Source organism: Variovorax atrisoli, assembly GCF_014195185.1.
GTDB lineage: Bacteria > Pseudomonadota > Gammaproteobacteria > Burkholderiales > Burkholderiaceae_C > Variovorax > Variovorax atrisoli.
Genome location: NZ_JACIBG010000007.1, coordinates 95,744 through 121,741 on the forward strand (window position 1 = coordinate 95,744; position 25,998 = coordinate 121,741).

The following is a 25,998-nucleotide window of genomic DNA, read 5'->3' on the forward strand; positions in this document are numbered from 1 at the left end:
CTTTGGGGTGTTGCCCGCGCAGCTCTGGCGCATTTCGCACCCCGCTCGAGCACGTAGAGGCGTGGATTTGCATGCAGCGCCGACGCGGCACTTGGTTGGTGCGCCAAGAAAACCACAAGGAACCTTGTGGCCGGCCACCCCAGAGAGAGACACGTCACGCTCAAAGACCTGGCAGCGAGCTGCGTGCCGGGCCGCCAGGACAATTCCGACCGCGCCGCTGAAAAATGCCTCCCGTCCGAGCGCTGAGACGAACGAGCCCTCGGCTGCGATGCTGCGGGCCTACTCTTGGAACGGAAACACGTCGGACAGCGCGGCTGCCTCGCGGGCGAACTGCACGACCAGAAAGTCGAGGAACGCTCGAACACGCGGCGTCATGTACCGCGTGCCGTGCCGCAGGGCATAGACACCCGCTTCGTGTGCCACGTAGTCCGGCAGCAGGATTCGAAGCCTGCCTGCGCGCAGATCTTCGGCCGCATCCCAGATCGTCTTGCGCGCGATGCCGCGTCCTGCCAGCGCCCATGCGCGCACCAGCGCACCGTCATTGCTTTCCCATGCGTCGGCCATCGGCACGGTGTACTGCCAGGAACGGTCGCCTTTGGCGAAGTGGAACTGGTTGAGCGGTCCGCTGGCCGTGACCAGCACGATGAAGCGGTGCTGCCCCAGGTCCTCCGGCGTGTGCGGCGTTCCATGGCGGGCCAGATAGTCGGGCGAGGCGCACAGCACGCGGCAGTTGGGTCCCAGGCGCCGTGCGATCAAGGCGCTGTTCTCGGGCTGCCCGAAACGGATCGCGATGTCGACCGCATCCTGATGGAGATTGGAGAGCGAGTCTGTCAGTGTCAGCGCGACCCTGACGTCGGGATGCGCGTCGACGAAGGCATCGAGCCATCGGCCGAAGAGCTGGCGACCGAAGTCGGTTGATGCGGAGATCCTCAGCTTTCCCTGAACCGCCCCCCTGCCCGCTCGCAATTCGGCCTGCGCGTCGTCAATGATCTGCAGCGCTGTCGTGCAATGCGCGAGATAGACGCGTCCCTCGTCCGTGAGTTGCAGATGACGCGAAGTGCGCTCGAACAGTTTCGCCTGCAACGTGGCTTCGAGCTTGGCCAGCCGGGCACTGGCGGCCGCGGGCGACAGGCCCAGTTTGCGTCCTGCCGCAGAGAGAGAGCCTGCGGACGCTGCCTCGGCAAAGAGCCGCATATCACCCAGATGATCCGTCGCCATCTTTCGAGCAGGTTTGAAGATGGTTCAAGTTTGCCATCAATTCTCAAGAATGAGGCACGTCGCCAGACTCCCCTTTGTCGTCCCCTGGAGGGACCCGATGACAAAAGGAAATGCCGCACATGACTTCACCTTCCGACGCGCAAGCGGTCGCGCTCGATCACCCGATCCCGGAGCAATCAGACAGGCTCCCGTGGGCTGCATTGCTCGCATTGAGCTTGACCAGTTTCCTCGCGACCGCCAACGAGACGGTTCCGGCGGGTCTGCTGCCCCAGATCGCTCAGGGTCTGGCCGTGTCCGAGGGATGGGCGGGCCAATTCGTCACGCTCTGCGCGCTCGGTGCCGGTTTGGCGGCCATTCCGCTCACGGCACTCACGCAGGGTTGGCCGCGGCGCAAGGTGTTGCTGTTCGCATTGGGCGCGTTCTGCGTCTGCAACGCCTTCACGGCCCTTTCGTCCCACTTCGGATTGACGCTCGTGGTGCGATTTTTCGTCGGTCTGGCGACCGGCTTGGCATGGAGCGAACTGGCGACCTACGCGCGGCGGCTCGTCCCGGCACGGTTGCAGGGTCGTGCGCTGGCGGTGGTGATGATCGGCGTGCCGCTGGCGTTGTCGCTGGGCGTGCCATTGGCCGCGTGGCTCGGCCGCATGGTCGGCTGGCGCTGGATCTTCGGCGGCATGGCGGGAATTGCGCTGGTACTGATGGGATGGGTGTTGACCGCCGTTCCCGATTTCCCGGGTCGAGCCGCCACACAGCGCACCAACCTCCGTCAGATCCCGGCCATCCCGGGCGTGCGCCCCGTGCTGCTCGTCGTGATGCTCTGGATTCTTGCGCACTACCTGTTCTACACGTACATCGCGCCATTCCTCGCTTCCGTCGGCCTGGCGGACCGACTCGATGCGGTGCTGCTGATCTTCGGGCTTTGCACCATGGCGGGCCTGTGGGTGGTCGGATGGCTCATCGATCGATGCCCTCGCGCCCTGCTGCTTTCTTCCCTTTGCATGTTTGCGGCCTCGGGTCTCGTGTTCGGCCTCTGCGGCTCATCGGCTGCGGCAATGCTGGCCGGCGTTGTGTTCTGGGGACTGAGCTTCAGCGGAGCACCGACGTTGTTGCAGACGGCCCTGGCCGACGCGGCCGGCAAAGACGCGGATGTTGCCCAGTCCATGCTGGTCACGGTCTTCAACCTGTCTTTCGCGGGCAGCGGCCTCCTCGGCGGCGTGCTGCTGGAGACGGTGGGCAGCTTCGTGTTTCCCTGGATGCTCACCGCGCTGGCGTTCGCCGGATGGTTCATCGCATGGCGCGGCCGGAGCCGGGGATTTCCATCCGGGCGCCGGCGCGCATCCGAGGGTTGAGGGGCGCCTGTGCTTGCGGTTGCGCACCCCTGCGCTCCGGGCAACTGCCCAGCGACGCCTCGGTGCGGGTCAGGTGCGCGCCACGGCGCAGGCCACTTCAACAGGCATCAAGGTGCTTTCAAGGCACATCCGAAGGTTCATGAGGGAAGGTGGCTGCGGGCCGCAGCAGCCTGCCACTTCCCATGACATCGGCGCGATACCTCGAGCCGACGGGGCGCACTCGCCGGGCCGCACTTCGTCACAGATCCTGCTGTCGGGAGTGGAGAGGGCGAACGGAGCTTCGATGAACTCAAGCCTGCGCCTTTTGCTTCAGCCAAAGCCCGAAGTCCATCATCACCTTCACGACGGGCTTCAAGCGCTCACCGTCGGCAGTCAGCGCATATTCGACCCTCACAGGTGCGGTGGGATGCACGGTGCGCTTGACCAAGCCGGCCTCCTCGAGCGCGCGAAGGTCAAGGGTGAGAGAGCGCTGCGAAATACCGGGGACGTCTCGCCGCAACTCACTGAAGCGCTTGGGCCCGTCGACGAGATAGGACACGAGAAGGAGCCGCCATCTGCCACCCAGGAGGCGCATGGCTTCCTCCACCGAGCAACCCGTCACGTTTGCTTTCATAGCACGTCTTCCAGAAAAGGGCCGTCAGTATACTTTTTTAACCTACGTGCAGTTTTATTGCCTTCTTCCAATCTTATCCCTGCGCCATAGCATGGCCCGGCGGCGCGCTTCGACGCCTCCCACATTGGAATGAACCTGCATGAAGCTTTACTACATACCCGGGGCCTGCTCGCTTTCGCCCCATATCGTCCTCAATGAACTGGGCTTGGAAGCCAACTTGGTCAAAGTGGACTACAAGACTCACAAGACCGAGGACGGCCGCGACTTCCGCGAAATCAGTCCGTTCGGCTATGTCCCACTCCTGGAGCTCGACGACGGCACGGCACTGCGCGAAGGCCCTGCGATCGTGCAATACCTGGCCGACTTGAAGCCCGAATCGGGCCTTGCACCGATGAACGGCACCATCGAGCGCTACCGCCTTCAAGAATGGCTGAGCTTCCTGACTTCCGAAATCCACAAGGGCTTCATTCCGCTCCTGTACCCGGTGCTTGCCGGCAAATACGTGGAAGCCGTCAAGCCGAAGCTGGAGAGACGCTTCAGCTGGATTGACGAACAGTTGGCTGGCCGCGACTACCTCATGGGAGACAGGTTCACCGTGGCCGACGCCTACCTGTACGCGCTCGCTGGATGGGGCCAGGCACCGTGGCTGGCATCCGTCTACAGGGCCGACATCCATTTCGACGGCCTTGGCAACCTCGAAGCCTGGTATGTCCGCATGCGCGAACGACCTTCCGTCCGCAAAGCGCTGGACACAGAAAGGCTGAAGTAGCTTGCGCAGGATGCCGAGCATGCAGCAACCTTGGGATCAGGAACGACGAGGCAATGCCTACCCGCCAGTCGCGGACATATGGCGGATCAGCTTGACCGGCAAGACGCGTCCTTGAAGCGAGAAGTCGTGTCCCTTGGGCTTTTGCTCCACGGCATGCCCGATGGCTTCATACAGGCGCGCCTCGCTCATCGAGTTGCGCAGCAGCTTTCCGAGATCGACGCCGTTCTCATGCCCGAGGCAGGTATAGAGAGTGCCGTCAGCCGTCACACGGACGCGGTTGCAGTCGCCGCAGAAGTGCGCGGTGAGCGGTGTGATGAAGCCGACGAGGCCGCCGGTTTGCTCGACCCTTGCGTAGCGCGCGGGGCCGCCGCTGCGATCGGCCACGTCGCTCAGAGTCCAGCGCCTGCCGATCTCGCGGCGAAGCGCATCCAGCCCCAGGAACTGCTTCGTGCGGTCGCAGCCGGTCTCGCCCAGGGGCATGGTTTCGATCAGCGTCAGGGTCATGCCGCGAGCGTGCGCGAATTCGATCAACTCATGGATCTCCAGGTCGGTGACGCCGCGCAGCGCGACCGCATTGAGCTTGACGGCAATGCCCGCGTCCTGTGCGGCCTCGATGCCGTCCAGCACCTTTTGCAGCGCGCCGCCGCGCGTGATCTGTGCGAAGCGCTGCGGATCCAGGGTGTCGAGCGAAACGTTCACCCGCCGGACGCCCGCCGCCGCGAGGTCCTGCGCGAAGTGCGCCAGCCGCAGGCCGTTGGTCGTCAGTGTCAGCTCGTTCAGGGAGCCGTCCTTCAGGCAGCCGGACAGTGAACGGAACAGCTCGATGACGCCCTTGCGCACCAGGGGTTCGCCGCCGGTGATGCGCAGCTTTCTGACGCCGCGCGCGATGAACAGGCGCGCGACCCGGTCCAGTTCCTCGATGGAGAGCAACTCCGGGCTGGAATGAAATTGCATGTCCTCCGACATGCAGTAGACGCAGCGCAGGTTGCAGCGGTCGGTCACGGACAGGCGCAGATAGCTGATCCGCCGCCCCAGACTGTCGGCCAGCGGCGCCACGGAGGGCACCAACGCAGGCCGGCGCAGCTCCATCAGCATGGAAGCTCCTCGCGCGCCGCCGCGTAAAGATGCTCGAGGGACACGAATTTCTCCCTGGGCTTGCCGAGCCTGGCGCCGCGCGCTACCTCGGCGGCGTTGATGCGTACCCAGTCCTGGAAGTCGATGTATTTCCCGGCACGGTGCGTGGGCCCGATGCCAAGGAGGGGATGTTCGGCCGCCAGCGTCCGATGCGCCAGGGCAGGCAGGTCGGCCAGCACCGCCGCGGCGGTCTCGTGGCTGCAGGCGCGGTTGGTGCCGATGGTGCCTTGCGGCCCGCGCTTGCTCCAGCCGCATACGTAGAGACCGCTCACCAGCCTGCCGCCGTCGACGACGCGGCCGTGGAGATTGGCGTGCGTGCCCCGCCCATCGTCGTAGGGCACGCCCTCGAGCGAGCAGGACCGGCGTCCGATGCTGGAGAACACCAGTCCGCATTCGATGCCGACGGACTCCGGCTCCGCCGCCCAGCCGCTCGGCCTGCCGAAACGAATACGCTCGACCGAAGCGGCGCCTTCGATGCCTTGCGGCTCCAGGTGAAAGCGGAACACGCAGCGCTTGTTTTGTTCCCTGGCAGCGCCGACGCATGCCAGGCGTTCCAGCATCGCGATGGCCGCGGCCTTCTCCGCATCCGTTCCGGCGGGCAGCGCAAAGCTTTCGGTGCGGATGTCGGCGACGTCCACCAGCGCCTCGCATGAAGGAAGCTGGGCGATCTCATGCAGCTCCTTGGGCGAGAAGCGGATATCGGCAGGTCCACGGCGCCCGACGATGTGCACTTCGCGAACTCGGCTGTGAGCCAGGGCGTCGAGCGCGTGCGCCGCGATATCGGTGCGGCGCAGTTCGTCCACGCTCTTGAGCAGGATGCGCGCGATGTCGAGCGAGACGTTGCCCTGGCCGACGATCACCGCGCGCTCCCCGGACAGGTCGAAGTGCCGGTTCTTCTGGTCCGGATGTCCGTTGTACCAACCGACGAAATCGCTGGCCAGGTGGCTGCCAGGCAGGTCTTCACCCGGAATGCCCATGTGCCGGCCGAGCGGTGCGCCCGTGGCCAGGATGACCGCGTGGTAGCTCGCCAGCAGATCGTCGACCGACACGTCCGGGCCGAGTTCGAGGCCGCCCACGAACCGAAAGCCGGGCATCGCCGCGATGCGGTCGAACACGGCGGTCACCTGCTTGAGCTTGGGGTGGTCCGGGGCCACGCCGTAGCGCACGAGGCCGTAGGGCACGGGCAGGCGCTCCAGCAGGTCCACGCGCATCGGCAGCGCCGAGCCCAGCAGGCGCTCTGCGGCGTAGAAGCCGCTGGGTCCCGCGCCCACGATGGCCACCCTGAAAGGTGAGGTGCCGGCATCACTCATAGCCCCAACTCCGTTCGTCGCGCTTCAGCAGTGGGCAACGGCGGCAGGCGTTCGGCGATCACTGGCGTCTCGGCCGAGCGAAGCCTGTTGATCTCGATCCACGGCGCCTTGTCGGCAGGAAGAAGGAATGAGGCCTGGATGGCGCCCACCGGACATGCGGTGGCACAGCCGCCGCAGTCGATGCAGTTCTCCGGATCGATGTAGGTCATCCGCTCATCCATGTGGAAGCAGGTGACAGGGCAGACGGTGACGCATTCCGTGTAGCGGCACCCGGTGCAGAGGTCGGTGACAACGTAGGCCATTTGCGTGAAAGAACAAAAGATGGGAAGGAGGCGCCTGCTCAGAGCGCGACAACCTGCACCAGCGCGTCGGAGAAGGTCGGCGCGCTGCCCAGGTCGGCGAAGGCCAGGGGCGTGAGCGCGTGCACCGTAGGGCCGGCGCGGTTCGAGCGGTGCCAGTAACCCGAGGGCGCCATCACGAGCCCCGGCGAGACGTCCGCCGAGACCGTGGCCTTGGCCTCGAAGGTGCCCCGATCATTGAAGACCCGGATCGGCGTGCCGGCGGTGATGCCGCGTGCACTCGCGTCGTCTGGATGCAGCACCACCATCTGTTCCTCGCCCGCCTGCGCGCGCTGGGCCGGCAGGTTGCCGTAGTTGGAATTGAGGAAGGCGTGGCTCTTGGGCGAGATCAGGCTCAGGGGATAGCGCTGCGCCAGGGCGGCAGCGGTTGCCGGGCTTTCGTTCGGCGCGATGTAGTGCGGCAGCGGGTCCACCGGCTCACCCGACTGCTGGCCGCCGAACCCCTGCCTGAAGAGCGGCGCCACGAAGTTTCCGCCCGCTGCTATCGACGACTTGAATTCGCACTTGCCCGAGGGCGTCGGGAAGTTGCCTTCACGGTGCGGCGCCCAGTCGTCGGATGCAGGCATGTTCAGGCGCATGAAGCCCTTGCGCTTCAGCTCCTCCAGGGTGATGCCCTCGAGAACCGGGCTGCTCCAGTCCATGGAGGCTTCGATCATCTCATCGTCCGACCGGAAGAAGAACGGGTCATCGATGCCCAACGCCCTGGCCAGGCGCCTGAAGAGCTCGGTGTTGGACACCGCCTCGCCCAGCGGCTCGATGGCCTGGTTGTTGTACGAGAGATAGAGATGGCCCCAGGAGAACATGATGTCCTTCTGCTCGAGTTGCGTCGTGGCCGGCAGCAGGATGTCCGCGTAGCGCGCGGTATCGGTCATGAAGTGCTCGCTGACCACGGTGAAGAGGTCGTCGCGCGCGAGACCCCGTTCTATCCTTTCCTGGTCGCTGACCATGGCCATGGGATTGGCGTTGTAGACGAACAGCGAGCGGATCGGCGGGTCGAGCGGCATGTCGCCCGTGAGCGCCGGGCCCAGGCGCCAGGAGTTGATCACCCGCATCGATTCGGGCTGGAGATCCGGGCGCATCAGCCCCGGCCAATTCACCGGAAAGGCCCAGATCGGCAGTTGCAGCAAGCCGCCGCCCACATGCTTCCAGGCGCCGATCAGCGCGGGCAGGCAGGCGATGGCGCGCACCGTCTGTCCGCCGCCTGCATGGCGCTCCACCGCGACGCCGATGCGCACGACCGCGGGGGGCGTCGCGGCGTATTCGCGGGTCAGCTTGAGGATGTCCTCCACGGGAATGCCGGTTTGCTCCGCGGCGAATTCCGGCGTGTACGTCTCCACGCGCGCGGCGAGTTCATCGAAACCCAGCGTGTGCCGCTCGATGTAGTCGCGATCGATCAGGTTTTCCTTGATGAGGATGTGCGCCATCGCCAGGGCCAGTGCGCCGTCAGTGCCCGGACGGATGGGAATGTGCCAATCCGCCAGCCGCGCGGTGCGCGTGCGCACAGGATCGATCACCACCAGCTTGGCGCCGTTCTTGCGCGCCTGCTCGATGAACGGCCAGTGATGCGAGTTCGTGCTCAGCGTATTGCAGGCCCACAGCACGATGTACTTCGAGTGCACGAAACTCTCGGGGTCCGCGCCTGGCGTGTGGCCGATGGTCATCATGTAGGCGGTGCACGAGCCCGAGTCGCAGAAGGTGCGCTCGCACACCGTGGCGCCCAGCTTGTTGAAAAGGGGGTCCCCCACGTTCAGGCCGTTGAGGATGCCCTGGGTTCCGAGGTAGCTGTAGGGCAGGATGGACTGCGGGCCATCCGTGGCGATGAGCGCCTTCCAGCGGCTGGCGATTTCGGCCAGCGCCTCGTCCCACGAGATGCGCTCGAACTTGCCGCTGCCCTTGGGGCCGCTGCGGCGCATTGGGTAGAGCAATCGCTGTTCGCTGTAGGTCCGGTCCTGGTAGTTGTTGACCTTCACACAGAGGCGCCCTCGCGTGAAAGGGTGATCCGGATTGCCGCGCACCGCGATAGCCTTGCCATCTTCGACAGTGGTCAGGATCGAGCAGGTATCGGGGCAATCGTGGGGGCAGGCGCCCACGACAACGTGTCGGGCCATAGCGTGTCCTTTCTCTCCGGTGCTTTGATGCGATTGGCGTTACGCAGCAAGTCTGGCGAGCAAGGGGCCGTGGCGCCTTATCCGATTGCGACCTTTACTTTTCCTGGTGTGCGAATGATGATTCGGCACGTTTCTTGCGCCTGCCACCTGCAATCAACCTCTTGAGCCGGCCTCGCACCATGTTCGCGCATTCGTTGGACAAGTACGTCAACAGCACGATGCGCCAGACCTCCAACGCGCAGGGCTGGTCGAACATACTGGCTGAGCGCTGGAGTCATTCAGCAGGCGAGCTTCCGAGACTGGTGCCACGCGACACCGAGGTAGCCATCCAGTTGAGCGGCCGGTCACTTGTCGATCGTGCGGGCGGTGGCCGGCGCGAGCACACCCATGGCCATCGCGGCACCATTTGGCTTTGCCCCGCAGGTGTCGAGGAGGAGTACATCAACGTGGCTGAGCCCATAGGCGATTGCTTGCATTTGTTCCTGCCCGGCCGGCCGTTCTCCGATATGGTTCAGCGTGAGTTCGACATCGATCCGGCGCGCGCCGGCCTGCGCTACCAGGCGATCGACCACGATCCCTTCGTGAGCATGATCGCGGACCAAATCGTGGGTGAACTGTCCAACGAGACGGGCGTAGGGCGGCTGTTCGTCGAGAGTCTCTCGGTGGCGCTCAGCGCCCACCTTTTGAAGAACTATTCGGAGCTGGGGCTGATCCGGCCGCCAGCGGACAGGACGGCCAAGCCGTTGGACAGCCGGCGTCTGTCGCGTGTGGTCGACTTCATTGACGGAAATCTCGACCAGGACATCACCGTGCTCGATCTCGCAGGCATTGCCTGCATGAGCGTGGGCCACTTCACGCGCAGCTTCAGTGCGGCAACGGGGCGGGCGCCACATGCCTTCGTAGCCGAGCGGCGGCTCGTGATGGCGAAGCGCCGTCTGCGCGACGAAAGCTGCTCGATCGAGGAGATCGCGTTTTCGGCGGGCTTCTCGTCTCTGGCCAACTTTTCCAAGGCCTTCCGTCATTCGACCGGCTTGTCGCCCAGCCAGTTCAGGGCCCGCTCCTGAACGCGCAGCGCGCGCAGAGATGGCCCGAGACTGACTTGCATCTCTTTCGCAATCCCGAAATGGAAGCAACTGCTTGACGGTGGACAAGGCGAAGCGTAGCCCCTGCCCCGCTCCCTGGGCTTGGGTGCGGACTCGACCCACCGCCTCCTCAATTCCTGGAAGCCCCACAAGCAACCGTCTTATCCTCAATTGCTTTCGAAGAATGTCTCGGCTCACATCTCTCACGGGACATTGCGGCATCAGAAACTGCATCGACGGCCGAGGGCTCGTTAGTCATTGAGTGGCGCGCGCTTCAAGGTCTCGCGGCAGTGGCTCAAGAACTTGAGTGCCACAGGTGTGGGCGATCGGTCCACTGCAAAAACCGCCGACATGTCCCGCCTGACGATCGGTGCGCCGATCCGGCGCGCGTCCAGGTCTGGAAACATACCCATGCCTGCAATCTGCGAAGGGGCGATGGTGTGCGCCAATCCGATGCGCGCCATCGCCAGCGCTGTGGTCAGCAGGCTGACCTCATGCGAGATCTTCAGTGAGATGCCGGCTTCGCGGGCCGTGTCATCGATCAGCGCGCGTATGCCATAGCCCGGTTGGATCAGCACCAGTGGAAGGTTCTGGATGGATTTCCAGGTCGGCGACGGACCCGCAGCGGTTCCAGGAACTCTGCGTGACACGAGGCAAAGCTGGTCGCTCAGCAGCCGGTGCTGGCGCAGGTCCTTCTCTTCGGCTCCAACGTAGCCAAGCCCAAGGTCGGCCTGTCCCGAGACCATCGTCATCACGAAGCGAGACGGCGGAACGTCAAGGATGTCGACCTCCACATCCGGATGGTGCCGAAGGAACTCTTGGAGCAGCCCGGGCAGCAACGTCTGGGCGATGGTCGGGGTGACTGCGATGCCAAGCCGCGCAGCGGGGTTGGATCCGCTGCGGAACATGCCCACGGCCAGCCTCGCATCACGCAGCATTCGCTCGGCAATGGGCAACAGGTCCAGTGCGGCCTTCGTCGGCAGCATCGAGCGCGTTGTGCGATCGAACAGTGCGGCACCGATCGAATGTTCCAGCTCGCGCAATGCAATGCTGGCGGCGGATTGCGTCATACCGAGGCTGGCAGCCGCAGCCGCGATCTTCTTTCGTTGAAAGATGCCGACAAAGACCTCGAGCTGGCGAAGCTTGACCCGATTCATGAATTTCATCAATAGCGATATCGAAGTTTTGAACTTTACGCATGCATGGGGCCGGGGCGTAATCGGTCTTTCCCCAGTTCATTGCAAACCACCATGCCGCTAATCGCTCTTGAAGAACACATCACAACGCCCTTGCACAAGACGAACACGTACGACGAAACAAGGCAGAAGTGGTACCGGGACCGAAGTGCTCACATCGGTCACGACATCGAAAAGGAGTTGCTTGATGTCGGCGAGAGCAGACTTGCCGCAATGGACCGCAGCGGTATCTCGTTGCAGGTCTTGTCGCTGACGACGCCAGGCACGCAGGCTTTTTCTGGTCCGCTCGCTTTGGAGATCGCAATCGACGCGAACGATCGCATGGCTCGCGCAGTGGCCGAGCATCCTGACCGGTTCCGTGCTTTCGCGGCGCTTCCGACCTCGGATGTGGGTTCGAGCCAGTCCGAGTTCGAGCGAAACCTGGGCCGCGGCTTTGTGGGCGCGCTGATCAGCGGGCATACCGGCGGCCTCTTTCTCGACGACAGGAAGTTCTGGCCGCTGTTCGAGCTGGCCCAGTCCAAGGATGTGCCCATCTACATTCATCCGGGTGCACCGCATCCAGGCCTGATGGGAAGCTACTTCAACGGCTACGAAGATCTGGCGCGACCAGCATGGGGATTCGCGATGGACGCCAGCATGCACTTTCTTCGGCTGGTTTTTGCAGGCGTTTTCGACGCCTTTCCTCGACTGAAGATCATTCTGGGTCATCTCGGCGAAGGGCTGCCGTTCGGATTCGATCGCATGGTCGATCACACGCCCTACGTAGCTTCCAGGCGAGGGCTCAAGAGATCGCCTCGCGACTGCTTCCGCGAGAATCTCTACATCACGACAAGTGGTGCGTTCTCGGCCCCTGCGTTTCGTTGCGCCGTGGACATCATGGGTGAGGACAACATCATGTTCTCGGTGGACTGGCCGTATGAGTCCAACCGGGCAGGCGCAGCTTTCTTCGAGAAGCTCGAGCTGTCCGACGCCACGCGGGGAAAAATCGGCTGGTCGAACGCCGCCCGCCTCCTGCGCATCGAGCCTGCAAAGGTGAAGGCGTGAGAAGACGTCACTTCCTCGCCCTTGCAACGTCGCCGCTTGCGGCCGGCCTGCACGGCGCGGCTGCGGCGGCGAAATATCCCGACAAGCCAATCACCATCGTGGTCCCCTTCCCGCCTGGAGGGGCCAACGACCTGATTGCACGATCGCTCGCTCAGGCGATGGGGCCACTGCTGCACGGAACCCTGGTTGTCGACAACCGTTCCGGCGGTGCGGCCGGGTCGGTGGGCGCCCAGATGGTCGCCAGTGCAACTCCGGACGGCTACACCCTGCTGCTGGGCAACACCGCGTCTCTGGCCATCAACTCGAGCATCTATCCATCATTGCGATACCAGCCGATGCGAGACTTCGAGCCGATCACCATTCTCGGCCTTTCGTCGCTCGTACTGGTCGTCAACTCAAAAGTCCCGGCACGCAATTTGGCGGACTTCGTCGAATTGCTCAAAGCCGCGCCCGGCACATACACCTACGCATCAGCCGGCGCAGGCAGCCCGCTGCATCTCGCTGGAGAGATCTTCAAGCAGCGGACAGGGACGGAGTGGCTGCATGTGCCGTACCGCGGCACCGCCCCCGCATACTCGGACCTGCTGGGTGGCCGAGTGAGCGCGATGTTCGACAACACCACGACAGCGTTGCCTCATGTGCAATCGGGGGCATTGCGGCCCCTGGCCGTGACAGGGCGAAAGCGCAGCGCGCTTTTTCCGGAAGTCCCCACGCTCGCGGAAGCGGGTATCGCGAATCTGGAAATTCCGGTCTGGTTCGGCCTCGTGGCGCCTCGTGCGACGCCTCCTGCCGTGATCGACCAGCTCTACCGGGCGGCTATCGGCGCGGTTCGAGCGGAAGAGATGAAACAGCGCTTGAAGGACCTGGATATCGAACCGTTCGCAGCCGGTCCGAAGGAAGCGCGGGACTTCATCGCTTCGGAAAACCGCAAATGGAAGGAGGTGGTCGAGGCGTCCGGCATCAGACTCAATTGACGAGGTCAAGCTCCGAACGCGCCATCGATCGTGTGCATCGCTCCGGTGACAAAGCCGGCCTCCGGACCGGCCAGCCAGGCCACCATACCTGCCACCTCCTCCGGACGTCCATGGCGCTTGATGGCCATGAAGCTGTGCATCAGGTCCTTCATCGGTCCGTCTTCTGGGTTCGCGTCCGTATCGATCGGGCCGGGCTGCACGATATTGATCGTGATGCCGCGAGGGCCGAAGTCGCGAGCCAATCCCCGCGCCATGCCCTGCAGCGCAGACTTGCTGAGCGCATAGGAAGCCATTCCCGGCACCGGCATGCGGTCGCCGTTCACCGAGCCGATCACGATGATGCGACTGCCCTGCGGCATCTTGCGCGCCGCCTCCACCGCAGCGTGGTAAGGCGACTGGACGTTGATCCGGAACAGACGGTCGATGGCGTCCGGGTCCTGCTCCAGCGCATCGCCGAAGATGGCCACGCCCGCATTCACCACCAGCACATCGAGCGGCCCGCTGTCGCGGACCCGGGCGATCACCGCGTCACGGTCGGAGCTGTCGGTCTGAAACGCGATCGCGCCCGTTTCGTCGGCCACGAGCTTCGCTGCATCCGGCGAGCCCGAATAGGTGAAGGTGACTCTGGCACCTTCCGACGCGAAGCGCCGAACGATCGCGGCGCCGATTCCCCGGCTGCCGCCAAGCACCAGAACGGATTTGCCCTTGAACACTGACATGGTCATTCCTTGTGATTAATGTAATCTTGATTACATAATCAACCATCAGGCCTGTCAACGATTTTTGTAATGGTTACTACGAAACAATCTCGCCCAAGGGGTCGGCCGCGCCGCTTCGACCCCGAGGAGGCATTGGCGACTGCCCAACAGCTGTTCCATGCGAAGGGCTACGACGCGTTGAGCGTGGTGGACATCACCACGGCACTCGGCATCAATCCGCCCAGTTTCTACGCGGCCTATGGAAGCAAGGCGGGGTTGTATGCGCGCATCCTGGACCACTATGCCGAGACGGGGGCCATCCCGCTGCAAAGGATCCTCCGGCCGGACAGGCCGTTGGCGGAGTCGCTGGCGGAATTGTTGGTAGAGGCTGCCAAGGCTTACGCCGGCAACCCTGCAACTTCGGGTTGCCTGGTGCTGGAGGGGACACGCAGCAACGATCCGGATGCACGAGCGGCAGCTTGCGTCTTCCACGTCGCGGCGCAAGAGGCGATCCGCGATTTCATCGCCGAGCGCAATCCGCGGGACGCGGACAGGCTCGCGGACTTCGTTTCCACCACCATGGCCGGCATGTCCGCGAGCGCTCGCCATGGTCAGTCGTTGGATCGCCTGCTGGCCACCGCACGCATCGCAGCGACGGCGCTTGCACATTGCATCCCGCCTGAATGACCGGGTGCACGGCAGCAGCCGTCCATGCGTCTTCGTTGACCGGCGATGCCTGCCTCCGACGCTCGAAAAAGCTCGGCCCGAACGTCTCAGCGAATGCGTACCTCGATCTTCATCAGGTGTAGACCAGCTCGAGACATTTCCAGAGCGCGTTGCGTCGATTCACCTTGCAGTGAGAGCACGGGTGCGCAGGTTCGCTGCGCCATCGGGCCTGCATCCGTTGGACAAACGGCTTCTGACTTTCGAGAACGAGCCGCGTCTGCCAATTCCGCGGCATGTGATCCTGAAAGGCATAGAGGACGAGGCAACGACTGTTCCGCAATCCATGCCCATGCCTCATTCCAGGCACGCTGGCACTCGCATCCGCCTTCGCCGCCAACGAATTCAGAAGGCCGACTTCTAAGTCGATGAATATTTCCCGTTTGTTGTGACGCGGGGCCTCGCCTCTAATCGCGCCATGCCCAGCGCCACAGTCTCCCATGTATCCGTGGAGCTAGCTGCCGATACCGCCGCAACCAGGAACGTACGCGCCTGGCGCCGGTGGCACGAGGTCCTGGCGCAGCATCACCCCGCGGCGGCGGTTCCCACGGGGCGCGACGAATGAGGTCCGACATGAACAAACAGCTTCTCACCAAGATTTTCACCTGCCGCGCCGCGGCGATATCACTGGCAGGCCTCGCGGTGCTGACCACATCCGCCGCCGCGGCGGGCTGGCCGACCGACAAACCTATTCGGGTCGTGGTCCCGTACAGCGCGGGTGGCTCCGGCGACGTGGCGTTCCGGACGATTCAGCCCTATCTCGAGAAAGCCTTGGGCACCACCTTCTACGTCGACAACAAGTCCGGCGCATCGGGGAACATCGGTGCGACCGAAGTGGCGCGTGCTCCCGCCGACGGCTATACGCTGCTGCTGGGAGCGACAAACAACTACGTGATGAACCAATTCCTCTTCAGGATGAGTTTCGACCCCCTGAAGGACCTCGCGCCCATCACGATGGTCGTCAACTCACCCCTGGTTGTCATGGTCAACCCCGCGCTGCCCGTCAAGACATTCGCGGAATTCACTGCGTACGCGAAGCAGAATCCTGACAAGGTGAACTTCGGCTCGCCAGGTCCGGGGACGGCACCGCACCTGGGGGGCGTACTCTTCTCCTCCCGCACCGGCGCACCGCTGACGCATGTGCCGTATCGCGGCGCCTCGCCCGCCGTACAGGGAGTGGTGGCCGGCGACATCCAGGCCATGTTCGTGACGGCCGACTCCACGTCTGGCTACGTGCTCAACGGTCGCCTGCGCGCGTTGGCCATCATGGGCCCGACGCGTTTGGCGCCACTGCCCGACACGCCTTCCGTGACCGAGCTCGGTATGCCGGACCTCAAGGTGGGCAACTGGTGGGGCCTTTCCGCACCGGCGAAAACCGATCCGACGATCATCAAAAAGCTGGCCGCGGCGATCCAGGGAGCGCTGCGCCAGCCGGCGGTCATCGAGCAGCTGGCCAAGCTCGGGACGACCACGGTCGGCAACAGCCCGGCGGACTTCGCGGCCCAGCTCGCGCGCGAAGCGACGGTCTGGCGCACCGTCATCGAGGCGGCAAAGATCAAGCTGGAGTGAGTGCGACATGCAGAACGACATCGCGGCCCTTACCCTTGACCTCGGCGGCGTCCGCGTGACGCGGGTGGAAGAGGCGTCTGACCCCATACTGCGCCCGGCCGAGATCTTCCCGGACTCGACGCCTGAAATCATCCAGGCAAACCTGGACTGGCTGTCGCCGCGCTTCTACGATGCCGAATCGGACCGGCTGGTCATCACCATCCAGTCGTTCCTTCTGCAGTCCGGCGGCCTCAACATCCTGGTGGACACCTGCGTGGGCGACTGCAAGCAGCGATTGCGTCCGGATTTCGACAACAAGCGATGGCGATGGCTCGAGCGCCTCGCCGCCGCCGGTGTGCAGCCGCAGGACGTGCACTTCGCGGTATCGACGCACCTGCACGTCGATCATGTCGGATGGCACACGCAGCGTGTGGGGGATGAATGGAAGCCCACGTTCCCCAATGCGCGCTACCTGTTCACGCATCCCGAGTGGGAATACTGGCGGAACAACGAAGGACACCCCGCACTTGTGCGGACTGGCGACTACATCGGCGATTCGGTGTGGCCCCTGTTCCATGCGGGGCAGGCAGACCTGGTCGCCATGGACCACGAGATCGCTCCCGGCATCGCGCTCGTGCCCCTGCCTGGTCACACGCCGGGCCATGTGGGTGTGTCCGTCAGTGGCAGCCATCGTGAAGTGCTGTTGACCGCCGACCTGTTTCATCACCCGCTGCAGTGCTGCTATCCGCACTGGAACACCCGCTTCTGCCTGGACCCGGAGCATTCGCGCGCGACGCGCCTGCGCATGATGGCGCACCTGGCCGAGACGGGATTGCTGGTCCTGCCCGCGCACTTCCCGGCGCCGACTGCCGGCGTGCTGCGAAAGCTGACCCCGGGCGAGGATGCCGTGCATCCGGACCACGTCTACCGCTTCGACTTCCGGTGACAGGTGTCGCGGGTGCGCCTCGGTAAGACCGACTTCACAACCGGCATCTGATTCAGGCCTGGCCGGGGAAGATCGGCGCGTGTCCAACGCGAACGCAGCCACGCGGCGAAGCGTCGCATCGGCCCCCGCGGGGCTGACAAGGCGTGGCTGTGTCCGATGCAAGCTTGAGCGCTCGATGCGCAGGATGGGGCTGCGCAGCGCGGCGTCAGCCCTCCGCCCGCGCCGCCGGGCGGTTGCGGATCAGTGCAAGCAGTGCGTGGGGCTGCAGCGGTTTTCCGAGGTGGGCATCGAAGCCGGCCTCCGTGGCCTTGGCATGATCCTGCGGCCGCGTGAAGGCAGTGTGCGCCACGCAGAACAGCCGCGGCCTGCCCCGCGTGCGTTCGCGCTGACGCACCTCGCGGATCAGTTCGTAGCCGTCGCGCCCAGGCAGCCCGATGTCGCTGATCAGCACGTCGGGCCACTTCTGCTCGAAGAGGTGCAGCGCTGCGTCGTAGTCGACGCCCAGGCGCACGGTGGCGCCGGCATCGGACAGCACGACCGTCATGATCTCGCTTGCATCGGCGTTGTCCTCGACCAGCAGCACGTCGAGTCCGGCCAGCATGCGGTCGGTGGACGGCGAGGACGGCTGCACCGCCGATGCGTGGCGTGCATCGTCGGCATCGGTCAGCGCGAGCGGAGCATCGCCCGCAGGCACCACACCGAGCACCACGCGCAACGTGGTCCCGTGCCCTTCGCCCGCGCTGTGCGCAGCCACGCTGCCGCCGTGCAGCTCGGCCAGGTTCTTGACGATCGACAGGCCAAGGCCCAACCCGCCGTGGAAGCGGTTGTCGGGTGAATCGCTCTGTGAGAAGCGGTCGAAGAGGTGCGGCAGGAAGTCGGACCCGATACCGCGTCCGAAGTCCTGCACGGTCAGATCGAGCAGGTCGCCCTCGCGGTGCAGCGCGACGAGGATGTGCCCTTCCTCGGCGGAGAATTTGATGGCGTTCGACAGCAGGTTCCACACGATCTGCTGGAAGCGCGTGGCGTCGAGCCAGGCGGGCGGGTCGGCGTCGCCTTGGTCGAAGACGATGTTCAGCCGCTTCGCCGCAGCCGGCACGGCCAGCGCGTCGATGGCCGCGCTCACCAGGGCGCGCGGCTCGTTCCACTCGCGGTGCAGCCGCAGCTTGCCGGAGCTGATGCGCGATACGTCGAGGATGTCGGCGATGAGACGGGTCTGCGCCTTCACGCTGCGGTCGATGGCGGTCAGGCCCTTTTCCATCTGCTCCGGCGTGCGGTTGCCCACCTTGAGCAGATGCACCCAGCCGCTGATGGCGTTGAGCGGGTTGCGAAGCTCATGTGACAGCACGGCGACGAAATCGTCCTTGGTGCGGTTCAGGCGCTCGGCGGCGGCGCGCGCCGCCTGCTCGCGCTCCAGCACCTCGCGCCGGCGTGCCTCGAGCTCGAAGCGCTCTGACACGTCGAGCGCGATGCCGACGCGCAGGCCCGGCTCGATGTGCGCCGACATGGTCCATTCGAGCCGTATCCAGGAGCCATCCTGCCGCAGCAGCGGGAACTCGCCCTTCCATGACGACGCCGACGGCTGCGTGCCGGAGGTCTGGCTCCGCACGAAGGCTGTCCATTCGTCGGGGGAGAACGCGCTCACCGACTGGCCGATCAGCGCGTCCCGCGACTGGCCAAGCATGGCCACCATGGCGGGATTCACGTCGGCAAAGCGGCCTTCGGCATCGATCAGCGCGATGCCGGTGGGCGCGTGGTCGTAGATGGCGCGAAAGCGCGCTTCACTGTTGCGCTGCTGTTCCTCGGCCATGCGCGCGCGAATCAGCGCCTGCAGCGTGGCGATGAGCACCGGCGGCTCGACCGGATGGACCAGATAGGCATCGGCGCCGGCGTTGAGGCCGGCGACCTTGTCCTCATTGCGCACGAAAGCGGCCGACAGGTGCACCACGGGTAGCGTTGCGGTCTCGGGTTTCAGGCGCAGTTCGTGGCACACCTCGAAGCCGCTGAAGTCGGGCAGGTGCACGTCGAGAACGACGGCCGAGACCTGGCGGCCCGCGAGCGCCAGCGCTTCGCCGCCGGTACCGGCCTCCAAGGTCTCGAAGCCTGCCGCGCGGATCACGCGCGCGGTCGTGTAGCGCGTCGTGGGGTTGTCGTCCACGACGAGCACGGTGTGGCGCGACCGGTCGATCGTCGTGCTGATCAGAGGTTCGGGCGGCATGCTCATTCCGGCCCGGCTGCCCCCCGCGGCGGCAGCAGCACAGGCACCGTCACGGAGAACACCGAACCCTTGCCCAGTTCGCTCTCCAGCTCCACGCTCCCGCCCAGCAGCGCGGCGAGCTGGCGGCTCAGCGACAGGCCCAGGCCCGTGCCCCGCAGGCGCTTCTGCACGGGCGAGTCGACCTGCGAGAAGTCGTCGAACACGGCTGCGTGGTGTTCGGGCGCGATGCCGATGCCGGTGTCCGACACCGAAAACCTCACCGCGTGCTCGCCGCTGCGAGTGGCGGTCACACGGATCTCGCCATGCGGCGTGAACTTGAGCGCGTTGGAAACGAAATTTCGCAGGATCTGCGACAGCTTGCGGTCGTCCGTGTAGAGCTTGGGCAGCCCTTCGGGCTCCTCGAAGATCAACGTGGTGGACGGGTTGTTCAGCACCGGGCGGAACATGCCGCGCAGCGCAGAGAACAAGTCGACCATCTCGAACCAGGCCGGCGAGATCTCGACGCGACCCGCCTCGATCTTGGCCAGGTCGAGCAGGTCATCGACCATGTCGGCCAGTTCGGCGGCCGTGGTGTCGACGAAGCCGACCTGCTTTTCCTGCTCGGGCGTGAGCGGGCCGTCCACGCGGTCGCTGAGCAGCCGGGCAATGCTGCGGATGGCGCTGATGGGCGTGCGGAATTCGTGGCTCATGTAGGCCAGGAAACGGCTCTTGAGTTCGGTGGCCTTCTTGAGCTGCTCGGCCTGGGCATCGAGTTCGGCATACAGCGCGACCACGCCGCGATTCGTTTCCTCGAGCTCCGCGCGCAGCTCCTCCACCTCGCGACGGCTTGCGGCCAGCGCGTCTTCCCGGTCGGTTGCGGCGACGGGACTGTTCATCGGTTATTCCTTTCGGCGGATCACCACGACGGTCGCGTCGTCGCGGTGCCGCGTATGGTCGCGCAAAAGCACGGCGGCCACCAGCGTGGGATCACGCTGCAGCAGCGGGCGAATGCGGTCGACCGTCCAACGGGTCTCGATGCCGTCGCTGTGCAGCACCACGAGCGCGTGGTCGGGCAGCTCCAGCGAGGCGAGCTCGGGCTTTCGGATCCGCATGCCAGCGGTGCCGTGCTGCGTGACGATCGATTTGTCGAACACGCCTGAGAGCACACGGCCTGCGATGTTGCCGGCCCCGCTGTAGCTGACGCTCGAGTCATCCGCATCGATGCGCACCGCGCACACCGCCGCGCCGCGCGTGGTCTGCAGTTCGTGGTGCACTCGCTGCACCGTCTCGCACACGTCGCCTGCCGGTGCTCGGGCAAATGCGCCGATGGCGGCTTCCGCGGCCTTGGCCGCCTCGGGGCCATGGCCCAGACCGTCAGCCAGCAACACCGTCGCCTGGTCGCCATCCAGCGCGCAGGCCCAGCCATCTCCGCTCACCGTTTCGTAGGGCGCCGGCAGACAGATCGCGCCGATCGTGAACGCCGAGGCGGGAAGCTCGGCGGCATTCTTCATGCGCACCCGCGCCACCCCGACCGTACCGCCCGGCGTCGACGAATGGAGGTCGAACTCGTCGGCCAGCCGGCTCACCGCACCCAGCCCGGTGCCGGGCGTGCTGCTGGAAGAATGGCCGTCGCGCATGGCCAGTGCCAAGTCGGGAATGCCGGGGCCTGCGTCGATGGCCACCACCTCGACCTCGAGCGACTGCGGCCGGGCGGCGATCAGCAGCTGTCCGCCCTGCGCATGGCGCTGAAGGTTGGTGCCGAGTTCGGTCACCACCAGTGCGAGCCGGCCTGCATCGACCTCGTCCCAGCCCATTTCGGCCGCGGCGCGCGCCGCATGCCGGCGCGCCTCGCCGACGCGGCTGGCGTCATCGATCGCGAAGGCCTTGTGGGTCCAGCCCGTGACGGTGGCTACTTCCACTTGGTGATGCTCACTCGGGTGCCCGCGCCGGGGGCCGACGAAATCTCGAACTCGTTGACGAGCCGCTTGCTGCCCGGCAGGCCCAGGCCCATGCCGCTGCCGCTGGTCCAGCCGTCCGTGAGCGCCAGCGCGATGTCGGCAATGCCGGGGCCATCGTCCTCGAAATGCAGCACCAGGCCGCGCCGCCCGTTGCGTTCCGCGAACTCCCAGCGCATGCGCCCGCCTCCGCCGTGGATCAGCGTGTTGCGCGACAGCTCGCTGGCGGCCGTGATCATCTTGGTCTGGTCGACCAGCGACAGCTTGATGTCCTGGCACAGCGCGCGCACCATCTGCCGGCTCGCGACGATGTTCTGCTCGTCCAGCAGTGGCAGCGTGCCTGTCGGTTCAACGGCCAAGGACGTTCTCCTGGCGGGCGCGCCGCAGCAGCTCCATGCCGCGCTCCACATTGAGCGCGGTCTGCACGCCTTCGAGCGAGAGCCCGAGTTCGACCAGCGTGATGGCCACCGCGGGCTGCATGCCCACCACCACCGTGGTGGCCGAGAGGATGCGGGCAATGCCCGAGATGCTGGTGAGCATGCGGCCGACAAAGGAGTCGACGATCTCGAGTGCCGATATGTCGATCATCACGCCCGAGGCGCCCGTGGTGGCGATCCGGTTGGCCAGGTCGTCCTGCAGCGTGAGAGCGGTCTGGTCCTGCATGTCGACCTGGATGGTCACCAGCAGCGTGTCGCCCATGCGGAGAATGGGAATGCGGTCCATGGCTTGGCTTGCCTTGGCCGTCACTGGCCGTCGCGCGAGATGCGCCAGCCGGTCTGCTGCAGCGCCATCGCAAGCGCATCGGCCAGCGTAGCCTTGGTACGCACGCCCTGCAGGTCGATGCCCAGGTGCACGATGGTCTGCGCGATCTGCGGGCGGATGCCGCTGATGATGCAGTCGGCGCCCATGAGCCGGATGGCCGTGACCGTCTTCAGCAGATGCTGCGCCACCAGCGTGTCGACCGTCGGCACACCGGTGATGTCGACGATCGCGAGCGCGGAGCCGGTCTCGACGATCTTCTGCAGCAGGGCTTCCATGACCATCTGCGTGCGACCGCTGTCGAGCACGCCGATCATCGGCACCGCGAGCACGCCGTCCCATAGCTTGACGACCGGAGTGGAAAGCTCGAGCAGTTCTTCCTGCTGGCGGCGGATGATCTCCTCGCGCGCAAGCTGGTAGGTGCCGACCGTGTGCTGCGCCAGCGTGTCGACGGTGGTCGACAGCGCCCACATCGCGCTGCTCATGGCGGCCGGGTCGCTGCCGAGGCGGCGCTGGATCGATTCGAACAACGGTTTCTTCAGTGACAAGACGAACACGCTCGTATCCGCCGCGGATTGGCCCTTGGCCGCTCGGGTGCGCGAGAGATTGGCCATCGTCTCGCGCAGCGAGGCCCATGCCGGCGCGTCGAAACGCGCCGGATCGGCGCCAGCCTGCAGGCCGGCGCCGAGCTGTCGCAGGATGTCGGCCGCCTCGGCCTGCGCGCTGCGACGCGCGGCGGGGTCGCTCACGCGGGCCTCGTCGAGCCAGCTCTCGACAACTCGACCGCTTTCTTCATGCAGCGTGGACAGCAGCGTCTGATAGTCGTTGCTCATTGGGTTCCTCTTCGGTTTTTGGAGTCGTTCATGTGAAACGACGATCATGTGCGTATGAGCGTGCGGCGCCTACTGTCACGTGCTGTTTCACGCCGAAGATCGTACCTGCGCCAACCCTTGCGCTAACGCCCCATGCAAATGCCATACATCGCTTCTTGATGTAGGCCGGCTCCGACAATCAAGTGCCTCTCGCTCCTGCCGCGCATGTTCTCTCGCACGGCCAGGAAGCCGATCTGCCCTCACAGGTCATCGAGCTGGATTTCCGGGCCGAGAACGGCCGTTTTGATACCTCTTCAGATACCCCAAACCTGTGTCCGATCGAGGCATGTGTCGTCGCCCCATCTGACTGAAGAAGTCTCTTCGAAGCAGAACGCAGAAAGCCGGACACCTTCGGCTGTGTCCGGCTTGGTAGCAGGTCCCCGCCGCCAGGATCCCCATTGAGATGGGGTTCACTTGGCGACTTCATCGCACCGACAGCGTCAGTGCGTGCGCGTGACCCTGCGGATCATGTTGTTCGAGCGATCCGCGATGTACACGTCGCCCTTGCGGTCGACGGCCACGCCCATCGGCTCGTTGAATCGGGCATCGCTGCCGCTGCCGTCGACATAGGCACCGCCGGCGCTGCCACCGGCGAGCGTCGTCACGCGACCGGCCGTAGAGATCTTGCGCACGCTGTTGCTGAGCAGTTCCGTCACGTACACGTTGCCGCCCTCGTCCGTCGCAACGCCGATCGGCAGATTGAATGAAGCCGCCGTGCCCGTGCCGTCGACGGAAGCGGGGGTCCCGCTGCCTGCGAACGTCGACACGTCGCCCGCGGGCGTGATCATGCGAACCACGTTGTTGTTCTGGTCGCCGACATAGAGGTTGCCGGCGGCATCGATCGCGAGCCCCGTGGGGTAGTGGAACTGCGCGCCGGTGCCGTTGGCGTTCACGAACCCCGGCGTGCCGGTGCCGGCGAAGGTCGATACCACGCCGGCGGGCGTGATCTTGCGGATCAGATGGTTGCCCTGGTCCGCGACGAAGAGATTGCCGCCGGCGTCGACCACGATGCCCCAGGGGTACTGGAACTGCGCGCTCGCGCCAGTGCCATCGAGGTTCCCGCCGACGGTGCTGCCCGCAAAGACGCTCACGACGCCCTGGGGCGTGACCTTGCGGATCATGTTGTTCTCGTAGTCCGCCACATAGATCGTGCCGTTGGAGTCGACCACCACGCCCCTGGGATTCTTGAAGCTTGCCGCCGTGCCGGTGCCGTCGTCATGCCCCCCGTTCAGCAGCGAGGAGTCGCCCGCCAGCGTGGAGACGACGCCTTCGGGCGTGATCGCGCGGATCGTGTTGTTGCCGCTGTCCGCGACGAACATCGCGCCGTCGGGACCGAACGCCAGGCCATAAGGACCGTAGAAGCCTGCTGCCAGGCGAGCCCCATCCTGCACGCCGCGCGCGATGCTGCCCGCGAACACGTCGACCTTCGCCGAAGCCGCGACCCAGTCGCCGCACACGATGGCGACCGAGACGACATCCGCGCTCGCGGTGCCCGCCTGGCCGTTGAGCAAACAGACTTCGCCGAACGGATGGCGCGCAACGTCCACGTTGTAGGCAGTGCCGGATGCCAGGCTCGTGGCGAACTTGAAGGCTGTGGCGCCGCTGGCCACGGACAGCAGGTCGCCACCGTTGTTCTGCAGCACGAAGCCGTCGGCATCCAGGCCCGAGATGGTCCCGCCGATCGTGAAGCGCGCGGCCGAGCCACTGTTGCTGCTGTCGGTTCCAGAAGGATTTCCGCTGCCGTTGCTGCTGTTCGAAGGAACGCTGCTGTTGCTGTTGGTGCCGGTGTTCCCGCCAGCGCCGACACCCGCGAAGAAGGAGCCTCCCCCATTGCCACCACCGCCGCATGCGGAGAGCAGCAGCAGCGCTGCAGCGCCGACCGCCGCGAGCGGCCTGCAGTAAGTCCGATTGGTCACTTGTCTTTTCCTATATTGGTTGCGAGAGCCCCGCCCGCGGCGGCTGGCATTGCCCATCCACCGATTGGGACGGGGCGAAACGGCGGCGCATCCGCTTTGGCGGACGCGTCGATGGGCGGCTCGCCGAATGCTGGACGCCCACGTGTTCACATATCGGTCACAAATAGGAAAACTTTAGGATTCAATCGAGACGTGCCTGGCGAGCGTGGCGGTAACCGGCCAGTCACCTCGACCGCCGTCGCAACGTATCGGCAGGTCAACGACCCTCAAGTCGCGCGCGGGCGAACCATGGGTCCATCGCGTCTCGTCCCATAGAGACTTCAAGCGTCTTTGCAGAACGCTGCGCCACGCATGAGCGCGGCATGGGACGCAAGGGGAAAGCGCGTCCTAACGGCGGCGATGCGAGTCGCTCAGCCGCGCGATGATGGTCGCGCGGACCTGGTCGATGTGCTGCTCCATCGCCTCGCGCGCCGCCTGCGCATTGCCGGCCGCAAGCGCATCGAGGATGGCCAGGTGCTCGCGCATCACGTCCCGGCGACGCGAGGGCAGCCGGCCGAAGCGGAACATCGACGTGCGCGTGCGCAGGCCCAGGATCATCTCCTCCAGCACCGGGTTGCCGGCAGCATCGGCGATGAGCAAGTGCAGGTCCTCGTCTTGCGCGGCTGCGGGGAGCGGCGCGTCTTCGGGCAGTGCCAGCACCGCCTCGGCACGCTTGCGCAGGCGAGCGATTTCTTCTGGCGCGATCTGGCCCGCCGCCAGGCGGGCCGCTTCGCTTTCGAGCACCCGGCGCACGTCCAGGATGCTGATGTATTCCTCGATGGGCAAGGCACGCACCACCAGCATGCCGCTGCGCTGACGCTCCAGCAGCCGGGCGCCTTCCAGGCGCCGGATGGCTTCGCGCAGCGGCGTCCTGGAGATGCCCAACTGCAGCGCGATCTGCCGCTCGGTGATGACCTCGGTGGGCGCGAGTTCGCCGCTGAGGATCATCCCCATCAGGGCGCGGTGGGCCCGTTCGGCCAAAGAGGCCTCTGCATCGGCCTCGACCACTTCCTCATCCACCCCGTCGACGACGGCCTTCTGCGCCCTGGATGCAGCGGCCTTGGCACGCGCGGAGGGCGCACTTGCCTTGGCAGAGCGGGCACCGGCACGTGTCGCGCCCGCACCGGGCTTCCTGGAATGAGTCTTGTCGGCTGTCATTGCCGGGCGAGTATCGCATCGGGCTCGCACCGAT

The 25,998-nt window shown here is 65.4% G+C and carries 24 protein-coding genes; 8 read left to right on the forward strand and 16 right to left on the reverse strand.

What is annotated here, in order from left to right; all coding sequences use genetic code 11:
* Window positions 1–279: 279 nt before the first annotated feature.
* Entirely contained in the window at window positions 280–1,218 is a 939-nt protein-coding gene (locus tag FHY06_RS23510) for a LysR family transcriptional regulator (RefSeq protein WP_184606463.1), read from the reverse strand.
* Between the two features lie 119 nt (window positions 1,219–1,337).
* Between FHY06_RS23510 and FHY06_RS23515 the strand changes: the two genes are divergently transcribed.
* Window positions 1,338–2,567 carry an MFS transporter gene (locus tag FHY06_RS23515; protein WP_184606464.1) on the forward strand — a complete coding sequence of 410 codons (1,230 nt, stop codon included), beginning with the start codon at window positions 1,338–1,340 and terminating at the stop codon, window positions 2,565–2,567.
* Between the two features lie 289 nt (window positions 2,568–2,856).
* Here the strand turns inward: FHY06_RS23515 and FHY06_RS23520 are convergent, their stop codons facing one another.
* Window positions 2,857–3,180, reverse strand: coding sequence for a winged helix-turn-helix transcriptional regulator (locus FHY06_RS23520; protein WP_019657187.1), 324 nt, complete (start codon window positions 3,178–3,180; stop codon window positions 2,857–2,859).
* 139 nt (window positions 3,181–3,319) lie between these two features.
* Between FHY06_RS23520 and gstA the strand changes: the two genes are divergently transcribed.
* Window positions 3,320–3,949, forward strand: coding sequence for a glutathione transferase GstA (gene gstA / locus FHY06_RS23525; RefSeq protein ID WP_126185645.1), 630 nt, complete (start codon window positions 3,320–3,322; stop codon window positions 3,947–3,949).
* 57 nt (window positions 3,950–4,006) lie between these two features.
* Here gstA and moaA read toward each other — a convergent pair whose 3' ends face one another.
* The 4 genes from moaA to FHY06_RS23545 are packed head-to-tail and all read right to left on the reverse strand — an operon-like array spanning window position 4,007 to window position 8,860.
* A complete protein-coding gene (gene moaA, locus FHY06_RS23530) occupies window positions 4,007–5,044 on the reverse strand; it encodes a GTP 3',8-cyclase MoaA (protein ID WP_221404370.1) in 1,038 nt (345 codons plus the stop codon).
* Complete coding sequence (locus FHY06_RS23535; RefSeq protein ID WP_311733722.1) at window positions 5,038–6,363, reverse strand: FAD-dependent oxidoreductase; 1,326 nt, start codon at window positions 6,361–6,363, stop codon at window positions 5,038–5,040. The genes moaA and FHY06_RS23535 overlap by 7 nt, the downstream gene beginning before the upstream one ends.
* A 26-nt stretch (window positions 6,364–6,389) precedes the next feature.
* Window positions 6,390–6,695 carry a ferredoxin family protein gene (locus FHY06_RS23540; protein ID WP_019657184.1) on the reverse strand — a complete coding sequence of 102 codons (306 nt, stop codon included), beginning with the start codon at window positions 6,693–6,695 and terminating at the stop codon, window positions 6,390–6,392.
* A gap of 38 nt (window positions 6,696–6,733) precedes the next feature.
* Entirely contained in the window at window positions 6,734–8,860 is a 2,127-nt protein-coding gene (locus FHY06_RS23545) for a molybdopterin-containing oxidoreductase family protein (RefSeq protein ID WP_184606466.1), read from the reverse strand.
* Window positions 8,861–9,054: 194 nt separating this feature from the next.
* Between FHY06_RS23545 and FHY06_RS23550 the strand changes: the two genes are divergently transcribed.
* Window positions 9,055–9,924 (forward strand): AraC family transcriptional regulator, encoded by an 870-nt coding sequence (locus tag FHY06_RS23550; RefSeq protein WP_260310620.1) that lies wholly within the window; start codon window positions 9,055–9,057, stop codon window positions 9,922–9,924.
* A gap of 269 nt (window positions 9,925–10,193) precedes the next feature.
* Here FHY06_RS23550 and FHY06_RS23555 read toward each other — a convergent pair whose 3' ends face one another.
* Window positions 10,194–11,099, reverse strand: coding sequence for a LysR family transcriptional regulator (locus FHY06_RS23555; RefSeq protein ID WP_184606467.1), 906 nt, complete (start codon window positions 11,097–11,099; stop codon window positions 10,194–10,196).
* A gap of 93 nt (window positions 11,100–11,192) precedes the next feature.
* On the opposite strand from FHY06_RS23555, the gene FHY06_RS23560 reads away from it, so the two are divergent.
* On the forward strand, window positions 11,193–12,182 hold the full coding sequence (locus tag FHY06_RS23560) for an amidohydrolase family protein (RefSeq protein ID WP_184606468.1): 990 nt from the start codon (window positions 11,193–11,195) through the stop codon (window positions 12,180–12,182).
* The gene (locus tag FHY06_RS23565) at window positions 12,179–13,156 is read left to right on the forward strand and encodes a Bug family tripartite tricarboxylate transporter substrate binding protein (protein ID WP_184606469.1); all 978 of its coding nucleotides are present in this window, start codon (window positions 12,179–12,181) and stop codon (window positions 13,154–13,156) included. Before FHY06_RS23560 ends, FHY06_RS23565 begins: the two co-directional genes overlap by 4 nt.
* A gap of 5 nt (window positions 13,157–13,161) precedes the next feature.
* On the opposite strand, the gene bdcA is transcribed toward FHY06_RS23565, so the two are convergent.
* Window positions 13,162–13,881 carry an SDR family oxidoreductase gene (bdcA, locus tag FHY06_RS23570; protein ID WP_221404371.1) on the reverse strand — a complete coding sequence of 240 codons (720 nt, stop codon included), beginning with the start codon at window positions 13,879–13,881 and terminating at the stop codon, window positions 13,162–13,164.
* 126 nt (window positions 13,882–14,007) lie between these two features.
* Between bdcA and FHY06_RS23575 the strand changes: the two genes are divergently transcribed.
* From FHY06_RS23575 to FHY06_RS23585, 3 genes are all read left to right on the forward strand, one after another.
* Entirely contained in the window at window positions 14,008–14,541 is a 534-nt protein-coding gene (locus FHY06_RS23575) for a TetR/AcrR family transcriptional regulator (protein WP_221404372.1), read from the forward strand.
* A 609-nt stretch (window positions 14,542–15,150) separates the two neighbouring features.
* A complete protein-coding gene (locus FHY06_RS23580; protein WP_184606472.1) occupies window positions 15,151–16,146 on the forward strand; it encodes a Bug family tripartite tricarboxylate transporter substrate binding protein in 996 nt (331 codons plus the stop codon).
* 7 nt (window positions 16,147–16,153) lie between these two features.
* On the forward strand, window positions 16,154–17,071 hold the full coding sequence (locus FHY06_RS23585; protein WP_184606473.1) for an MBL fold metallo-hydrolase: 918 nt from the start codon (window positions 16,154–16,156) through the stop codon (window positions 17,069–17,071).
* A 205-nt stretch (window positions 17,072–17,276) separates the two neighbouring features.
* Here the strand turns inward: FHY06_RS23585 and FHY06_RS23590 are convergent, their stop codons facing one another.
* From FHY06_RS23590 to FHY06_RS23625, 8 genes are all read right to left on the reverse strand, one after another.
* Window positions 17,277–19,292 carry a hybrid sensor histidine kinase/response regulator gene (locus FHY06_RS23590; protein WP_184606474.1) on the reverse strand — a complete coding sequence of 672 codons (2,016 nt, stop codon included), beginning with the start codon at window positions 19,290–19,292 and terminating at the stop codon, window positions 17,277–17,279.
* Window positions 19,289–20,161 (reverse strand): sensor histidine kinase, encoded by an 873-nt coding sequence (locus FHY06_RS23595; RefSeq protein WP_019657173.1) that lies wholly within the window; start codon window positions 20,159–20,161, stop codon window positions 19,289–19,291. Before FHY06_RS23595 ends, FHY06_RS23590 begins: the two co-directional genes overlap by 4 nt.
* 3 nt (window positions 20,162–20,164) lie before the next feature.
* Window positions 20,165–21,184, reverse strand: a complete 1,020-nt coding sequence (locus FHY06_RS23600; RefSeq protein WP_184606475.1) for an ATP-binding protein — start codon at window positions 21,182–21,184, stop codon at window positions 20,165–20,167.
* The gene (locus tag FHY06_RS23605) at window positions 21,175–21,579 is read right to left on the reverse strand and encodes an anti-sigma regulatory factor (RefSeq protein WP_184606476.1); all 405 of its coding nucleotides are present in this window, start codon (window positions 21,577–21,579) and stop codon (window positions 21,175–21,177) included. The genes FHY06_RS23600 and FHY06_RS23605 overlap by 10 nt, the downstream gene beginning before the upstream one ends.
* Window positions 21,569–21,943 (reverse strand): STAS domain-containing protein, encoded by a 375-nt coding sequence (locus tag FHY06_RS23610; protein WP_020723284.1) that lies wholly within the window; start codon window positions 21,941–21,943, stop codon window positions 21,569–21,571. The genes FHY06_RS23605 and FHY06_RS23610 overlap by 11 nt, the downstream gene beginning before the upstream one ends.
* Before the next feature lie 20 nt (window positions 21,944–21,963).
* On the reverse strand, window positions 21,964–22,812 hold the full coding sequence (locus FHY06_RS23615) for an STAS domain-containing protein (protein ID WP_184606477.1): 849 nt from the start codon (window positions 22,810–22,812) through the stop codon (window positions 21,964–21,966).
* Window positions 22,813–23,291: 479 nt separating this feature from the next.
* The gene (locus tag FHY06_RS35075) at window positions 23,292–24,767 is read right to left on the reverse strand and encodes an NHL repeat-containing protein (RefSeq protein ID WP_184606478.1); all 1,476 of its coding nucleotides are present in this window, start codon (window positions 24,765–24,767) and stop codon (window positions 23,292–23,294) included.
* Between the two features lie 387 nt (window positions 24,768–25,154).
* A complete protein-coding gene (locus FHY06_RS23625; RefSeq protein WP_184606479.1) occupies window positions 25,155–25,964 on the reverse strand; it encodes a GntR family transcriptional regulator in 810 nt (269 codons plus the stop codon).
* Window positions 25,965–25,998 lie beyond the last annotated feature (34 nt).

Bases quoted from the DNA above. Each gene is read 5' to 3' on its own strand.
- FHY06_RS23585 (WP_184606473.1), top strand. From the start codon at position 16,154: ATGCAGAACGACATCGCGGCCCTTACCCTTGACCTCGGCGGCGTCCGC.
- FHY06_RS23555 (WP_184606467.1), bottom strand. From the start codon at position 11,099: ATGAATCGGGTCAAGCTTCGCCAGCTCGAGGTCTTTGTCGGCATCTTT.
- FHY06_RS23590 (WP_184606474.1), bottom strand. From the start codon at position 19,292: ATGAGCATGCCGCCCGAACCTCTGATCAGCACGACGATCGACCGGTCG.
- moaA (WP_221404370.1), bottom strand. From the start codon at position 5,044: ATGCTGATGGAGCTGCGCCGGCCTGCGTTGGTGCCCTCCGTGGCGCCG.
- bdcA (WP_221404371.1), bottom strand. From the start codon at position 13,881: ATGACCATGTCAGTGTTCAAGGGCAAATCCGTTCTGGTGCTTGGCGGC.
- FHY06_RS23580 (WP_184606472.1), top strand. From the start codon at position 15,151: ATGAACAAACAGCTTCTCACCAAGATTTTCACCTGCCGCGCCGCGGCG.
- gstA (WP_126185645.1), top strand. From the start codon at position 3,320: ATGAAGCTTTACTACATACCCGGGGCCTGCTCGCTTTCGCCCCATATC.
- FHY06_RS23610 (WP_020723284.1), bottom strand. From the start codon at position 21,943: ATGGACCGCATTCCCATTCTCCGCATGGGCGACACGCTGCTGGTGACC.
- FHY06_RS23595 (WP_019657173.1), bottom strand. From the start codon at position 20,161: ATGAACAGTCCCGTCGCCGCAACCGACCGGGAAGACGCGCTGGCCGCA.
- FHY06_RS23545 (WP_184606466.1), bottom strand. From the start codon at position 8,860: ATGGCCCGACACGTTGTCGTGGGCGCCTGCCCCCACGATTGCCCCGAT.
- FHY06_RS23560 (WP_184606468.1), top strand. From the start codon at position 11,193: ATGCCGCTAATCGCTCTTGAAGAACACATCACAACGCCCTTGCACAAG.
- FHY06_RS23520 (WP_019657187.1), bottom strand. From the start codon at position 3,180: ATGAAAGCAAACGTGACGGGTTGCTCGGTGGAGGAAGCCATGCGCCTC.
- FHY06_RS23540 (WP_019657184.1), bottom strand. From the start codon at position 6,695: ATGGCCTACGTTGTCACCGACCTCTGCACCGGGTGCCGCTACACGGAA.
- FHY06_RS23615 (WP_184606477.1), bottom strand. From the start codon at position 22,812: ATGAGCAACGACTATCAGACGCTGCTGTCCACGCTGCATGAAGAAAGC.
- FHY06_RS23625 (WP_184606479.1), bottom strand. From the start codon at position 25,964: ATGACAGCCGACAAGACTCATTCCAGGAAGCCCGGTGCGGGCGCGACA.
- FHY06_RS23510 (WP_184606463.1), bottom strand. From the start codon at position 1,218: ATGGCGACGGATCATCTGGGTGATATGCGGCTCTTTGCCGAGGCAGCG.
- FHY06_RS23515 (WP_184606464.1), top strand. From the start codon at position 1,338: ATGACTTCACCTTCCGACGCGCAAGCGGTCGCGCTCGATCACCCGATC.